Below are 14,433 nucleotides of genomic sequence, written 5' to 3'. Positions count from 1 at the left end.
TTATGTCCGTTTCGGCGAAAAGGCTAAGAAGAGTGGCAATGTTCGAAGTTAATCCTATTAAAAACCGTCTTGAGGATGTGTCTGCACGGACCGACATCCTTAGGGGGTACCTTTGACTACGATGCTAAAAAAGAGCGTCTTGAAGAAGTCAACGCAGAATTAGAGCAACCTGATGTCTGGAATGAGCCAGAGCGTGCTCAGGCATTAGGTAAAGAGCGTGCAGCGCTGGAAGCTGTGGTGGAAACCATCGACCAGCTGGATCAGGGCGTCGAAGACGTCGAAGGTCTGCTTGAGCTGGCGATCGAAGAAAGCGATCAGGAAACCTTTGACGAGATCGGTCCTGAACTGGACGAGCTGGTCAACAAGCTGGAACAGCTGGAGTTCCGTCGTATGTTTGCCGGCGATCACGATAGCGCAGATTGCTATGTCGACCTGCAGGCCGGTTCCGGTGGCACAGAAGCCCAGGACTGGACGTCCATGATGCTGCGCATGTACCTGCGCTGGGCTGAGGCCAAGGGCTTCAAAACAGAAGTGATTGAAGTCTCTGAAGGTGATGTGGCCGGGCTGAAATCCGCCACGGTGAAGATCAGCGGTGAGTACGCTTACGGCTGGCTGCGCACTGAAACCGGTGTTCACCGTCTGGTGCGCAAGTCGCCGTTCGATTCAGGCGGCCGTCGTCATACGTCTTTTGCCTCGGCTTTCGTGTATCCGGAAGTGGATGACAATATTGCTGTAGATATTAATCCGTCTGATTTGCGGATTGATGTATACCGTGCCTCAGGCGCGGGTGGTCAGCACGTTAACACCACGGAATCTGCGGTACGTATTACCCACGTACCAACCAACACTGTGGTGCAGTGTCAGAATGACCGTTCTCAGCATAAGAACAAAGATCAGGCGATGAAACAGCTGAAAGCTAAGCTGTTTGAACTGGAAATGCAGAAGCAGAACGCTGAGAAACAGGCGAATGAAGATGCGAAGTCTGATATTGGCTGGGGTAGTCAAATCCGCTCTTACGTGCTGGATGATTCCCGAATCAAAGATCTGCGTACCGGTGTCGAGAACCGCAATACCCAGGCGGTGCTGGACGGAGACCTGGACCGCTTCATCGAAGCTAGTCTGAAATCCGGTCTTTAATACCGGCCCCGAACTGTTGTTAAGGTTAACCATGACTGAACAAGTACAAGACGAAAACAAACTGATTGCAGAGCGCCGCGCGAAACTGGAACACATTCGTCAGGATTGCAAAGCAAACGGCCACCCGAACGATTTCCGCCGCGATAGTCTGGCTGCTGATCTGCAGGCCACCTTTGGTGATAAAACCAAAGAAGAGCTGGAAGAAGCCAACAACATTGTGGCGATTGCCGGTCGTATCATGGCCAAGCGTGGCCCATTCCTGGCGATCCAGGATGTCTCCGGCCGTATTCAGGCTTATGCGTCCAAAGATGTACAGAAAGAGCTGAAGGAAAAATATTCAGGTCTCGACATTGGCGACATCATAGGTGTGAAAGGGGCTTTGCATAAGTCCGGCAAGGGCGATCTGTACGTCAACTTTGACGAATACCAGTTGCTGACGAAAGCGCTGCGTCCTTTGCCTGAAAAATTCCATGGTCTGACGGATCAGGAACAGCGTTACCGCCAGCGTTATGTGGATCTGATCGTTAACGAAGATTCACGCAATACTATGCTGATGCGATCCAAAGTGGTGAATGCAATTCGCCAGTTCATGACCACGAAAGGGTTCATGGAAGTGGAAACCCCTATGATGCACGTGATTCCTGGCGGTGCGACTGCGCGTCCGTTTATCACCCATCACAACGCGCTCGACATTGATATGTACCTGCGTGTTGCCCCTGAGCTGTACCTCAAGCGTCTGGTGGTCGGTGGTTTTGAGCGTGTATTCGAAATCAACCGTAACTTCCGTAACGAAGGTCTGTCGCCGCGCCATAACCCAGAATTCACTATGATGGAATTCTATATGGCGTATGCGGATTACCGTGATCTGATGGATCTGACCGAAGACATGCTGAGCTCTATTGCGCAGGACCTGTGCGGTACTACCGCCCTGCCTTATGGCGATGAAGTGATTGAATTCAAAGGTCCGTATCCGCGTCTGAGCATGCTGGACGCCATTAAACAATACAACCCGAATCATGACACCATTCAGACCCTGACCTATGAGCAGGTGCAGGATCGTGATCTGATGGTGGGTATCGCGAAATCGCTGCACATCCAGGTTGAACCTTTCTGGACCTGCGGTCAGTTGCTGGAAGAAATCTTTGGTGAAACGGCCGAGCCTAAACTGCTGCAGCCAACCTTCATCACTGAATATCCTGCTGATATTTCACCGCTGGCGCGCCGTAATGATGACAATCCGTTCATTACCGACCGTTTTGAGTTCTTCATTGGTGGCCGTGAAGTGGCCAACGGCTTCTCGGAGCTCAACGATGCAGAAGATCAGGACCAGCGCTTCAAAGCCCAGGTGGATGCCAAAGATGCCGGTGATGATGAAGCCATGTTCTACGACGCTGATTACATTACAGCGCTGGAACACGGTCTGCCACCGACGGCGGGTCAGGGGATTGGTATCGACCGTCTGGTGATGCTGTTTACCAACAGCCATACCATTCGTGACGTGATTCTGTTTCCGGCCATGCGGCCGCAAAACTGATGCGCTGAGACACAGCATCTCTCTAAGCCACTTCCGCAGAAGTGGCTTTTTTATGCCCGCAAAGCGACACCGGCGCGCGAAGTCGCGCAGCGGACTGAAAGGTAAATGCTATTTCAGCGATCTGGTAACATTTTTTGTTATCCGGTATGGATGAATTTATGAGTAAAGTGTCATAATTCAGGCTTTGTGGTGATGTGAACAACGTTAGGCTGATAAATGAAAAAAACGATCATTCCTGCTTTTGGCGCTTTGGTGCTCAGTGGTTGTGCAGCAATGGCACTGACTCAACCGCCGACCGACTTTGTCGGTTCGTTACCGGAAGAATGGAAACAAGAATTCACTAAGTTTAATGATTTACCTCCTGAGGGAGATCGGGGCGAAGTGCGTCAGTACCACTTTGACAGTGAGCGTTCACTGTTGACTATTATTCGCCAGTTACGCAGCACACAGTGGAACTGGCAGCTGGATGCGTCCAAAGTGAAGCCTGCCCTGGTGGACGTCGCCTGTGAGAATTTTGGTGATGCCATTGCCATGGGGCTGGGAGTGCGTTTTTGGTACACAGGTGCTGGCGGCTTTGTCAGCGAGCCTGTGACGCATGAAGCCTGTATGGCAAAGAAATCCTGATCTCCGGTTTTTAAACCTTATCCTCTTGAAGCCCTTCTGAAAATATCACCTGTTTGGCTTATTACAGGTGATATTTTTGTTATCTGGCGATCCTGTCTCTTATACTTGTTGAATACTGTTTTGCATTTTTATGATCAGAACCACTGCAGCAGTCTGGCTCTGAATGGCTCTGCTATCGGTGAAATGGGTGGGCGAATGGGAATGGATGCGCGCAAGGATATCTGGCACGGTGAACTGGTGTTGCTCGGGGGACACACTATCCCCTGGCTGAATGCGTTGAAGCAGGCCGGATGGATTTGTCATCATTGTCACGATCTGCGGGCAGCCGAAACCTTATTATTCGAGATCGGTCCTTGCCTGGGTGTCGTTGATCTGAGCCATGATGATTTTAGTCTGCAGGCGATTGCCAGTCTGGTAAACCGCCATAAGCAGGTACGATGGCTGGCACTGGTCAGAGACGAACAGCTCAGCATTGAATCTGTCTGCCAGTTTATCGTCAGTTTTTGTATCGATTATTTTACCTCGCCGATTCCTGAATCCCAGTTGCTGAAAACCTTAGGCCATCAGCGCGGTATGCTGACACTGGAACGAAAAGTCTGGCCAAAGCTCGGTCATTTCGGCCAGCAGGGACTGCAGGGCAATACCGCTGTCATGAAAAAGCTGCTGCAGCATGTCAAACGGCTGGCAGCGGCGGACATGCCGGTATTGATCCAGGGGGAGATAGGCACAGGCAAGGAAATGGTGGCTGAGGCCATTTTTCAGGCTTCGACCCGCGCCAAAGGGCGTTTTGTTACCATAAATTGCTCAAGTATCGGTCATAACTGGACAGTGAACGGTGCTGAGTCTGAGTGCTGCTTTGAGGCGACCAGAGACGGTGTGCTGTTTCTCAATGAAGTCACTTCATTACCGCACAATCGCCAGCAAGAGCTGGTTCAGTGGCTGCAGGACGGGCGATTTACCAAGGAAAATGGTGCTGAGGTCTGTGCAGAGCCCAGGCTGATCGCTGCCACACATTATCCGCTTGACACTTTAGTCAGTGAAGGGCGGCTGAGCAAAGCGCTTTTCTACCGGCTGAATGTACTGAGCCTGACGGTACCACCGCTGCGTGAGCGCGGAGACGACTTACTGATGCTGGCCGATGCCTTGTTACTCAAGTATGCCCGCCAGTATAACTGTGGGGTGAAAGCATTTTCTGACAATGCCAGACAGGCCATAGCCACTTACAGCTGGCCGGGCAATGTACAGGAACTGATTGGGCGCATAAAACGGGCAGTGCTGCTGACCGAGCAGAAGAATATTGAGGCCGATCATCTCGAACTGCCAAGGCAGGCCGATGATAAACAGAGCCTGAAAAAAATCCGGGAAGAGTCGGAACGCAGCGCCTTGTTAAGTGTGCTGGAGAATAACCGGGGGCAGATTTCAGCGGCGGCCCGTGAGCTTGGCGTATCCCGCGCCACTATGTACCGGCTGCTTAACAAACATGACTTGATCCCGCCACCGCGGGATCTGAGCCAGAATTCTTAACCATGTCAGGCCGTCTGTGTTGCCGGCAATGGAAACACTTTGTCGTAGGTCAGGTTATAGACGTAAGCGTAAATCAGATAGAAGATCACCAGGCCAATATCCATCACCAGCGCCTGCCATAAACCGATCTCCAGCCACCAGGCCATAATGGGCAGCGTCAGCCACAACAGACAGAGCTCAAAGCCCAGCGCATGCACAATTCGGTGCTTGGTGCTTTTGTGCACGCTGCCGGCGTACTTCAGCATGGCTTTATCAAACCACAGGTTATAGACATAGTTCCAGACGGTGGCAATAACTGAGAACACTATGCCCAACAGGCCAATTTTGGCCATGTCGAAGCCAAATCCCTGACTCAGTACCAGGGTGATGAGCACCAGCGCGATCAGTTCAAAGCCGACGGCGTGGCGAACCCTGTCCCAATGTGTACGCATACTCTTAACCTCTTAGTGGAAAACGTAACCGGGAGATATACTAAGTTAAATACAGATAGATAAAAGTTAGTTACCATCGTAATAACAGATGGGTTAAAGGGGTTAAGATGGACTTCTCTCTTGAACAGCTCAGGGCATTTGTCACTGCGGCAGAAACGGGATCGTTTTCGGCCGCAGCCCGTAAGCTGGGTAAAGCGCAGTCGGTTATCAGCACCGCCATCGCTAATCTGGAAACGGATTTCGATCTGGCACTGTTTGATCGCAGCGGTAAATGGCCGGTGCTGACGCCTAATGGTGAAGCCTTACTGATCAAAGCCAGACGGGTGCTGGCACAGTGCGGGGAGCTGCAAGTGGCTGCTGACAGTTTTCAGCAGGGGGTGGAACCCAAGTTGACCCTGGTGGTGGAATCCATGGCGATGATCCCGGCACTGGCCGATACCTTGCAGCAGTTTGAATCCGGCTTTCCGTTCGTTGAGGTGGAAATTCTGACTGTGGGTATGGGGGATGTGGTGAAACTGCTCAATGAAGGCCGGGCACAGCTGGCGCTGATGGTGCAGTTGTCTTTCCTGCATCCGGATATTGCGGTCCATGGCCTGGGACAGGTTGATGTCTGGTGTGTCGCGGCCAGCAATCATCCGCTGGCGGCACTGAAAACAGTGGACTGGCCGGATCTCAGACAATACCGGCAGGTACTACTGACTGGCCGCTATGGCCAGGACAGCGAAGAATGGCGGGTTTCCGATGCTATCTGGCGAACCGAGCATATTCTGTCTGCGCTGGAACTGGTTCAGCGGGGGATCGGCTGGACTGTATTGCCCGCCGACATGGTCAGAGACAGAGTGCAGGCCGGATATGTTGCCAGACTGGAGCCTGCGTTTGAGGCACAGGCGTGGAAGCAACCGATCGATCTGGCATGGAGCAGCCAGCATGCTTTGGGCCCGGCGGGCAGAGCGCTGCTGACGATGATGAAAACCATGAAGCTGTCCTGACCGAAACCGGAAAACTGAATGGCATCTGTACGGCGAAAGAGGAATACGCTGGTATTTCAGACTAAAGACAGGGATCTGTCTGGCTTGAGCTATTGCCTTGTGCATTCGGTGGAGTATTTCCCTTTTTATCGTCTGATGCAAAATAACTGCTTGTTTTTGATGCACTATCAGGCAAGAATAACACTCATATCACATCTTTCTATCTTATAACCAGGAGGAACACATAATGAGCACATTCAATACTAAATGTCTGCGTCCTGCTGGTGTTAAGGATCACACTTCCCATCAGCACTAAGATCATCGATCTTAGATACTTTTTACAGTAATACACTCTGTAAATGGGCCGCGGATACGTCTGTCGCGGCTAGTATGTTGTCAGCCTGAAAACGGTCGTATTTGCGTCCCTCCATTTTATCAACCTGGAGAGCACACTCATGCGCCAATCAGTCTATTTACGTTTTGCTGTTTTACTTATCCGTCTTGATTTACACCGTGAAGAAGAAGCATGGCGTCGCAAGCACCGACGGATGCAGGTTCATCTGCCGCATTTATCGCCACATATTCTCAAAGATATGGGTATCGACAAAGACCTGCGAGTGGATTCTGCCTTAGTCGGCCAGCGAGCCAGCCGTAAGACACGTCATCTGAGGCGAGCGTTTCGATGGCGAAGTCTGACGTAATCTCAGGCCTTACTCTGCGGAGTAAGGTCTGAAGAATACCGACAGCCCCCACTAAGGTGGGGGCTTTTTTTCAGCCTGGAAAAATAAAATAGTATTAAGGGCAAGGGTTCGAGTAGGTGATACCGACTTGTTCTAAGTCTGCCAGCACGTCAGCACTGAGTTCTACCGACAGGCTGTCGATGTTGGCTTCAAGCTGAGACAGGCTGGTTGCACCAATCAGGGTTGAGGCATTAAAAGGCTGCTGATTAACAAAGGCCAGGGCCATTTGCGCCGGATCCAGACCGTGTTTTCTTGCCACTTTGACATAGGCTTCCGTGGCGGCCACACCTTGCGGCGTGAAATAACGGACAAAGCGGTCAAACAGCGAACAGCGGGCACCGTCGGGTTTTTTACCATTGAGGTATTTGCCGCTCAGGGTACCGAAGGCCATCGGAGAGTAAGCCAGTAATTTGACCCCTTCGTAATGGCTGATTTCAGCCAGGCCCACTTCAAAGCTGCGGTTGAGCAGGTTATAGGGATTCTGAATAGTCACCACCCGCGGCAGATCATGTTTCTCTGCCAGGCGCAGGAAAGACATCACCCCCCATGGGGTCTCGTTAGACAAGCCGATGTAGCGAATTTTGCCTGCCCGCACCAGTTCGGCCAGCGCCTCAAGCGAGTCGGTCAGGGTGACACCTGTGTTGGTATCGGGATACGGGTAGTTGAGCTTGCCAAAGCAGTTGGTTTCTCGCTGAGGCCAGTGCAACTGATACAGATCGATATAGTCGGTTTGCAATCTTTCCAGACTGTTTTCAACCGCTTCGTGAATATTCCGCCAGTCGAGTGCCATGTTGTCACGGATATGGGGGACATTACGGGGACCGGCGACTTTGGTCGCCAGAATCACTTGGTCGCGTTTACCTGATTTTTTCAGCCAACTGCCGATATAGGCTTCGGTCAGTCCTTGTGTTTCAGCTTTCGGCGGTACCGGGTACATCTCAGCAGTATCAATCAGATTGATACCGCGCTCCAGAGCAAAATCGAGCTGGCTGTGTGCCTCGGCTTCAGTATTTTGCTCACCAAAGGTCATGGTGCCCAGGCCAATCTGGCTCACTTCAAGGTTTGAATGGGGGATCTTATGGTATTTCATTTGCCCTCCTTGGACCGCAAATTCTCTCTGACTATAACCTAGGAAAGGGTTACTGAGAAGCCGCAGTAAAATGAAGCAGTTATCTCATAGGCCGCACAGTCAAACCTTGCCGACAGGCGAATGTTCGCACATAGTTAATACAGTTCCCTTGAAAAGGTGTGATCATGAAACTGTCCCAATTCAAGCACTGGGTTAAGTCGCCCGGCGAAGAGGCCCCTAAATGCGTACTGACCAGCTATGCAGGTCGTGCAGACTATCTGATGGAAGTTGAGTATAAACATCACCTTGAACCATTAAAGGATGAAGATGACAACATGCTGCATTTTCAGACCATGGAGCAGGTGCGGGATTTTCTGCGGCCGCTTGGGATCAAGTCGATCACTTTAAGGACGATAGATCCTCATGATGAATTCTCACTGGATGGTAAACCTGAGTGTTGTCAGGATGACATGATCATTAATGTCTGATCGTCGGGTTGTCAGAGCATAAAGTGGCGTTTGAGCAGCTCGGCGGTGAACTGGGTTTTGAGATAAAAGCCCCGGGGCAAGGTTTTGATCGGATGGCCGTCTGCGCCGTAAGCATCGGTCTGCGCTCTGCTGTTGGCGGCTTTGGGCCTTAACTGCAGGACTTCGCCGTGGCGTGCCGTAATCTGCTCCACTTTTCCCAGTACTATCAGTTCCATCAGCTCTTCCCAGTCCTGGCGTAACCGGGCTTCTTCGTCGGCAGACGGGCTCCACAACAAAGGGGAGCCGACATGGCGTTCAGCAAGCGGAATTTCACGCTCCCCTTCAACGGGGATCCACAGGACCCGGGCGAGCTTGTGCCGGATATGGCTGTTTTCCCAGTTTACACCCTGCAAGCCAATCAGAGGGGCAACACAAACAAAGGTGGTTTCCAGTGGTTTTCCCTGATGACTGATGGGGATGGTTTTGAGTTCAATGCCCAAATTGGCGAAATCAGGAACGGGCTGGCTGCCTGCCGTTGCCCCCAGATGCCATTCCAGCAACTGGCCCACCCAGCCTTTATCCCGGCGTAAATCCGGTGGGGTGATTTGTCCTGCCTGCTCAGCCAGCTCGCCCAGCGTCAGGCCGGCCAGTGCCTGTGCCCGGTTGAAGAGTTCAGATTCTGAGGTAGGAGCGGGTTGTCTGGAGATCGTCATTGGGATGAATTACTTCTCGAAAACTTGGCCATGTATTTTAACACATTTGGCGCTTTGTGCAGGTGAATGACTGTCCGCTTGATCTGGCGGTTTGTGTTGGATCCTGGGATGAAGATATCCACAGGTAATTTTTTGAACAATGTGAATACTGTGTGAGCTGGACGAATCCACAGGGTTTTGTGCAGTATTTAGACGGCTTTGCGCTGGTTATTTAACCGTTAATTATTAAAGGGTGTGGATAAAGCCAAGGGTGGTTGATCTTTAACCAGTCGTAATGATCCTCAGACAAGGGGGTGAAGTTTACACTCTGTCTCAAACTGAATGGTTATATAAGCTTATGATTTTAAGGTGTTTGTAATTATTGCTGTGCTCGGGTGGCAATTGTTTGGATCCTGCTTTATTGTTGATTAAATGGACAATAAAAGAGCTTCTACACACAACTATCCACAGAAAGCGTGAATAAATGTGGGAGAGGTCTCATTTCTTTGTTTATAACCTCTGAATTCCTCTTAAGTTATCCATAAAGTGAGTGCTAGGTAGGAAAAAACAGTGATTGATGACAATGAATGTTTACCCTGAGGCTAATTCTGTGAAAAAATCACTGTTAATTGATATTTTTACTTGAGGTCGTCCAGTGATTGATGGCGATGGATATCGCCCTAATGTGGGGATAGTTATCTGTAACAGCCATGGCCAGGTATTTTGGGCTCGACGATATGGACAACACTCTTGGCAGTTTCCACAAGGCGGTATTGATGAAGGGGAAACCCCGGAACAGGCCATGTACCGTGAACTGTATGAGGAAGTGGGTCTCACCAGAAAAGACGTCAGGATTCTGGCATCCAGCCGCCATTGGCTGCGATACAAATTGCCTAAACGTCTGGTAAGGTGGGATTCCAAACCAGTTTGTATCGGACAAAAGCAAAAATGGTTTTTGCTGAGTCTGGAATGCGATGAGTCTAAGGTGAACATGCAGCGTGGCAGTACACCGGAGTTCGATGGCTGGCGTTGGGTCAGCTACTGGTATCCGGTTCGTCAGGTTGTGTCCTTTAAACGGGACGTTTATCGCCGGGCGCTGAAAGAGTTCGCGGCGATGGCGATGCCTTTCAAGGAGCGCAAGGAACGCAAGTTAAAACGTAAACACAAGCGGAGTTAACCTAGGGAAAGTAACGCTTATGCTGACCCAGCTAAGAGAAATTGTAGAGAAAGTGGCCAGTGCTCCGACATTAATCGAGGCGCTGGATCTGCTGGTCGTCAGTATTTGCCAGGCAATGAAGACTGAGTGCTGCTCAGTCTACATTGTTCATGAACACCGCAAGCAATATATGCTGATGGCGACCCAGGGCCTGACTAAGCCTTCTTACCAGGTCGGGCTTGGCTTTGATGAAGGGCTGGTCGGTCTGGTTGGCCGTCAGGCTGAACCTGTCAATGTGGCCGATGCGCGCCAGCACCCTAACTTCAAACATATCCCGGGCACCAACGAAGAAACCTTCCGCTCCTTTTTCGGCACCCCCATTATCCATCAGCGCAAAGTCCTTGGCGTATTGGTGATCCAGCAACGCGATATGCGTGAATTCACGGAAAGCGAAGAATCTTTTATGGTCACGCTGGCCGCACAGCTGGCGGTGATCCTGGCGCATGCCAAAGCACAGGGGATGTGGCCCGGTCATCGGGACGGACTGCATCTGACAGGTTCGGCGGCATCGACCGGGGTGGCCATAGCGAAAGCCTGGTGGGATGACAATCAGCCCCGGCTGGAAGCCGTATCACCGGCCTCCTGTCTGGACAGAGAGTTCGAACAGGAACGCCTGAGCATTGCTATTGAGATGGCGAGTAATGAGTTTCGCCGGTTGCGAAAACGCTTTGACAGCGAGCTGCACAAAGACACTCTGGCGATTTTTGATCTTTTCAGTCATTTGCTCAATGATCCCATGCTGCGTAAGGATCTGTTTGCCAAAGTTGCTGGTGGTGATCAGGCCGAATGGGCCGTCAGGCAGACAGTGGAGGCCTACTCGGTCCGCTTTGCCAATATGAAGGATGACTACCTGCGCGAACGGTCGCACGATATTCGCGAACTTGGCCAGCGGCTGCTGTTTTTCCTTCATAACGAAGAGGGGGTCGAGCACCAGTGGGATGCTCCGATCGTCCTGCTGACCCGCGAGCTGACGGCCGCCATGCTGGCCAGTATTCCGCGAGATAAACTGGCTGCTGTGGTGGCTCAGGAAGGTGCCGCCAACTCCCATGCGGCCATTCTTTCCCGGGCGCTGGGTATTCCTGCCATCATGGGCGTCGATTTTGTCCCGGAGAAAGTGCACAACGCTCTGGTGGTGGTCGACGGTTACCGCGGCGATCTGCTCATTGAACCCAACCGGCAGATTCTGGCCGAATACAAGCGGTTACTGAGAGAAGAAAATGAGCTGACGGCTCTGGTAGAACAAGATCTGGATAAAGCGGCGGAAACGGAAGATCAGGAAAGGATCTATCTGTATCTGAATGCCGGATTAAGTGCCGACACCAATATCGCGGTCAACAAAGGGGTTGATGGTGTCGGCCTGTACCGGACCGAAGTGCCATTTTTACTGCAGCGCAGTTTTCCGTCGGAAGAGGAACAGGCGGCTCAGTACCGCTCGATACTGGCCTCTTACCCGGGCAAATCTGTGGTAATGCGGACCCTGGACATAGGCGGCGATAAACCTTTGCCATACCTTACCATTGAAGAAGATAATCCTTTCCTTGGCTGGCGTGGTATCCGTTTTACCCTGGATCATCCTGAAATTTTCCTCATCCAGGTCAGGGCCATGCTCAAGGCCAGTATCGGCCTGGATAATATGGACATACTCTTGCCCATGATTTCCGGCATACCTGAGCTGGATGAATCCAAGGCATTGATTGAACGTGCTTTTAATGAAGTGTCTGTGTACGCTGCCAGCAAAGGACAAGTGCTCAAGCGACCCAGACTGGGCATCATGATCGAAGTCCCTTCGATTTTATATCAGCTGCCGGCCCTGAAAGGGCGGGTTGATTTTATTTCGGTAGGCAGCAACGACTTAACGCAATATTTATTAGCTGTCGACAGGAACAATTCTCGTGTGGCCAGTGTCTATGATACTTTCCATCCGGCAGTCATTCAGGCACTGAAGCACATTCAGGATACCAGCCACGCATTATCAATACCGGTCAGTGTGTGTGGCGAACTGGCCGGTGATCCTCTCGGCGCCTTACTCTTAGTTGGAATGGGATACCGCTCTTTAAGTATGAATACCCGCAACGTTGCCAAAATTAAATATGTCCTTCGTCATGCCAGTCTGGCCGATATGACGCAACTCGCCGATAAGGCGTTACAGGCGACCTTCGGTCATGATGTCAGGCAAATGGCAACAGAGTTTGTCGAACAACGCGGTATGGGTGGCTTTATCCGGGCGGGTAAATAAGCGATGCCGGATATCTTATGGCTGCTCCTGATGTGTATGGGGCTGGGAGCTGTAGTCGGTTTGATGGCGGGCTTACTGGGAATTGGCGGGGGATTATTAATTGTTCCCGCGTTAGTCTGGATGCTACCCCGGACCGGTATCGACCCCGCGTTAGTGATGCATATTGCGCTGGCGACATCGCTGGCCTGTATTGTGCTGACGTCCGGCTCTTCGGCGCGCAGCCATTTGCGGCTGGGGAATGTCGATGCCTCTTTGGTCAGGTTGCTCGCACCGGGTATGGTGCTGGGGGGCATTGCCGGGAGCGCTGTGGCTGAGTGGGTACCTGCGGATTGGCTGCCCAGGATATTTGCTGGTATTGTGCTTTTACTGGCGCTGCAAATGCTGCTGTCATTGAAAATCACCGGGCGTCATCCTATTCCGGGCCGGGTGGCAATTGCAACCAGTGGCAGTGTGATTGGCCTGGTGGCCAGTTTGGCGGGAATAGGTGGCGGCTCGCTGACCGTGCCTTATCTGAGCTGGTATGGCGTCGAAATGCGCCGCTCTATCGGGACCGCCGCTTTCTGCGGGTCTATTATTGCCCTGGCGGGTATGGCCGGATTTATTGTGGCGGGCAGTGGCGATGACAGCCTGCCGCCTTACAGTCTGGGTTATGTGTATCTGCCGGCACTGTTGGGGGTGGTTTGCACCTCTGTGCTGACCACCCGATATGGCGCGCGGATGGTCAGTCACTTACCGACCCCGACACTGAAAAAGATCTTTGCCATCTTTTTGTTATTTGTGGGTGGTAAAATGTTGTTTTAACTCGGGCCAGTCACGGGGACTGGCATGAGACTTTTCATTGTGGGCACATGCTGTACCGCCGTGAACTTCTTTATTGATTAACCACGAGTATGTTGAATGAGCCAAGGTTATCTGACTTTTCCAAACTTTGACCCAATCCTGTTTCAAATCGGCCCGCTGGCGATTCGCTGGTACGGCTTGATGTACCTGCTGGGTTTCGTCTTTGCGCTCTGGCTGGCAAATCGCCGTGCAGATAAGCCAAACAGCGGCTGGACTCGAGATCAAGTCAGCGACCTGCTGTTTGTGGGTTTCCTGGGGGTGGTCATCGGCGGCCGTGTGGGTTATGTCCTGTTTTACAACTTCGAAGTGTTCCTGGCCGATCCGCTTTACTTATTTAAAGTCTGGACCGGCGGCATGTCTTTCCACGGCGGCTTATTAGGTGTCATGACCGCAATGGTCTGGTATGCCCGCCGCAATAACCGGCGCTTCTTTGACGTGGCTGATTTTGTGGCTCCGTTAGTGCCATTTGGTCTGGGGGCTGGCCGGCTTGGGAATTTCATCAACGGCGAACTTTGGGGCCGGGTGACAGATGTTCCTTGGGGAATAGTCTTCCCGACAGGCGGGCCACTGCCTCGCCATCCTTCTCAGTTATATGAGTTTTTCCTGGAAGGCCTGGTATTGCTGATCATCCTGAATGTCTTTATCCGTAAACCTCGTCCGGCGGGGGCCGTATCCGGGCTTTTCCTGCTGGGTTACGGCTCGTTCAGGTTCCTGGTTGAATATTGTCGTGAACCCGACGCTCAGCTTGGCCTGTTTGCCGGCTGGATCAGCATGGGGCAGATTCTGTCTCTGCCTATGGTAATAGGCGGGGCACTGCTGATGGTATGGGCCTATAAGCGGGCCGGTCATCACCGTACCGCTTAACCGTCGTTTCAGGCAGCCCGTTGGCTGCCTGTTTTGCGATTATGGTATGCTTACCGGCAGATTTTCTCCCGCCATTTTGGGTTAACAGAGA

At 51.9% G+C, this 14,433-nt stretch carries 14 protein-coding genes; 11 read left to right on the top strand and 3 right to left on the bottom strand.

Annotated features, from left to right (window positions below):
* Positions 1-38 precede the first annotated feature (38 nt).
* The 4 genes from prfB to H511_RS0115390 all read left to right on the top strand — a co-directional run bounded on the left by prfB (position 39) and on the right by H511_RS0115390 (position 4,819).
* A protein-coding gene (gene prfB / locus H511_RS0115405; RefSeq protein ID WP_155804900.1) for a peptide chain release factor 2 occupies positions 39-1,137 on the top strand; the annotation gives its coding sequence in 2 pieces (ribosomal slippage) (positions 39-113 and positions 115-1,137; 1,098 coding nt in all).
* 31 nt (positions 1,138-1,168) lie between these two features.
* Positions 1,169-2,671, top strand: a complete 1,503-nt coding sequence (lysS, locus tag H511_RS0115400; protein WP_027253107.1) for a lysine--tRNA ligase — start codon at positions 1,169-1,171, stop codon at positions 2,669-2,671.
* Between the two features lie 216 nt (positions 2,672-2,887).
* Positions 2,888-3,295: a lipoprotein gene (locus H511_RS0115395; RefSeq protein WP_027253106.1), complete on the top strand. Its 408-nt coding sequence runs from the start codon at positions 2,888-2,890 to the stop codon at positions 3,293-3,295.
* A gap of 195 nt (positions 3,296-3,490) precedes the next feature.
* Complete coding sequence (locus H511_RS0115390; RefSeq protein WP_027253105.1) at positions 3,491-4,819, top strand: sigma-54-dependent transcriptional regulator; 1,329 nt, start codon at positions 3,491-3,493, stop codon at positions 4,817-4,819.
* 5 nt (positions 4,820-4,824) lie between these two features.
* On the opposite strand, the gene H511_RS0115385 is transcribed toward H511_RS0115390, so the two are convergent.
* Positions 4,825-5,250, bottom strand: a complete 426-nt coding sequence (locus H511_RS0115385) for a PACE efflux transporter (protein WP_027253104.1) — start codon at positions 5,248-5,250, stop codon at positions 4,825-4,827.
* A 107-nt stretch (positions 5,251-5,357) separates the two neighbouring features.
* Here H511_RS0115385 and H511_RS0115380 point away from each other — a divergent pair, with 107 nt between their 5' ends.
* Together H511_RS0115380 and H511_RS0115375 are read left to right on the top strand one after the other, a co-directional pair.
* Positions 5,358-6,239, top strand: coding sequence for a LysR family transcriptional regulator (locus H511_RS0115380; protein ID WP_027253103.1), 882 nt, complete (start codon positions 5,358-5,360; stop codon positions 6,237-6,239).
* A 434-nt stretch (positions 6,240-6,673) separates the two neighbouring features.
* The gene (locus H511_RS0115375; protein ID WP_027253102.1) at positions 6,674-6,919 is read left to right on the top strand and encodes a hypothetical protein; all 246 of its coding nucleotides are present in this window, start codon (positions 6,674-6,676) and stop codon (positions 6,917-6,919) included.
* Positions 6,920-7,013: 94 nt separating this feature from the next.
* On the opposite strand, the gene H511_RS0115370 is transcribed toward H511_RS0115375, so the two are convergent.
* Positions 7,014-8,048, bottom strand: coding sequence for an NADP(H)-dependent aldo-keto reductase (locus H511_RS0115370; protein ID WP_027253101.1), 1,035 nt, complete (start codon positions 8,046-8,048; stop codon positions 7,014-7,016).
* 164 nt (positions 8,049-8,212) lie between these two features.
* Here H511_RS0115370 and H511_RS0115365 point away from each other — a divergent pair, with 164 nt between their 5' ends.
* Positions 8,213-8,515 (top strand): DUF6482 family protein, encoded by a 303-nt coding sequence (locus H511_RS0115365; protein WP_027253100.1) that lies wholly within the window; start codon positions 8,213-8,215, stop codon positions 8,513-8,515.
* An 11-nt stretch (positions 8,516-8,526) separates the two neighbouring features.
* On the opposite strand, the gene mutH is transcribed toward H511_RS0115365, so the two are convergent.
* Positions 8,527-9,207, bottom strand: coding sequence for a DNA mismatch repair endonuclease MutH (gene mutH, locus H511_RS0115360; protein ID WP_027253099.1), 681 nt, complete (start codon positions 9,205-9,207; stop codon positions 8,527-8,529).
* A 634-nt stretch (positions 9,208-9,841) separates the two neighbouring features.
* Between mutH and rppH the strand changes: the two genes are divergently transcribed.
* The 4 genes from rppH (at position 9,842) to lgt (ending at position 14,342) form a co-directional block, all read left to right on the top strand.
* Positions 9,842-10,363 carry an RNA pyrophosphohydrolase gene (gene rppH / locus H511_RS0115355; RefSeq protein WP_027253098.1) on the top strand — a complete coding sequence of 174 codons (522 nt, stop codon included), beginning with the start codon at positions 9,842-9,844 and terminating at the stop codon, positions 10,361-10,363.
* Between the two features lie 19 nt (positions 10,364-10,382).
* Complete coding sequence (ptsP, locus tag H511_RS0115350) at positions 10,383-12,638, top strand: phosphoenolpyruvate--protein phosphotransferase (RefSeq protein ID WP_027253097.1); 2,256 nt, start codon at positions 10,383-10,385, stop codon at positions 12,636-12,638.
* A gap of 3 nt (positions 12,639-12,641) precedes the next feature.
* Positions 12,642-13,439 (top strand): sulfite exporter TauE/SafE family protein, encoded by a 798-nt coding sequence (locus H511_RS0115345; RefSeq protein ID WP_027253096.1) that lies wholly within the window; start codon positions 12,642-12,644, stop codon positions 13,437-13,439.
* Between the two features lie 96 nt (positions 13,440-13,535).
* Positions 13,536-14,342, top strand: a complete 807-nt coding sequence (lgt, locus tag H511_RS0115340; RefSeq protein WP_027253095.1) for a prolipoprotein diacylglyceryl transferase — start codon at positions 13,536-13,538, stop codon at positions 14,340-14,342.
* The last annotated feature ends 91 nt before the right edge of the window (positions 14,343-14,433 follow it).

The organism is Photobacterium halotolerans DSM 18316 (assembly GCF_000425165.1).
GTDB classification, from domain to species: domain Bacteria; phylum Pseudomonadota; class Gammaproteobacteria; order Enterobacterales; family Vibrionaceae; genus Photobacterium; species Photobacterium halotolerans.
The sequence above is the reverse complement of the archived record's forward strand: the minus strand, read 5'-3'. Positions and strand labels throughout refer to the sequence as shown.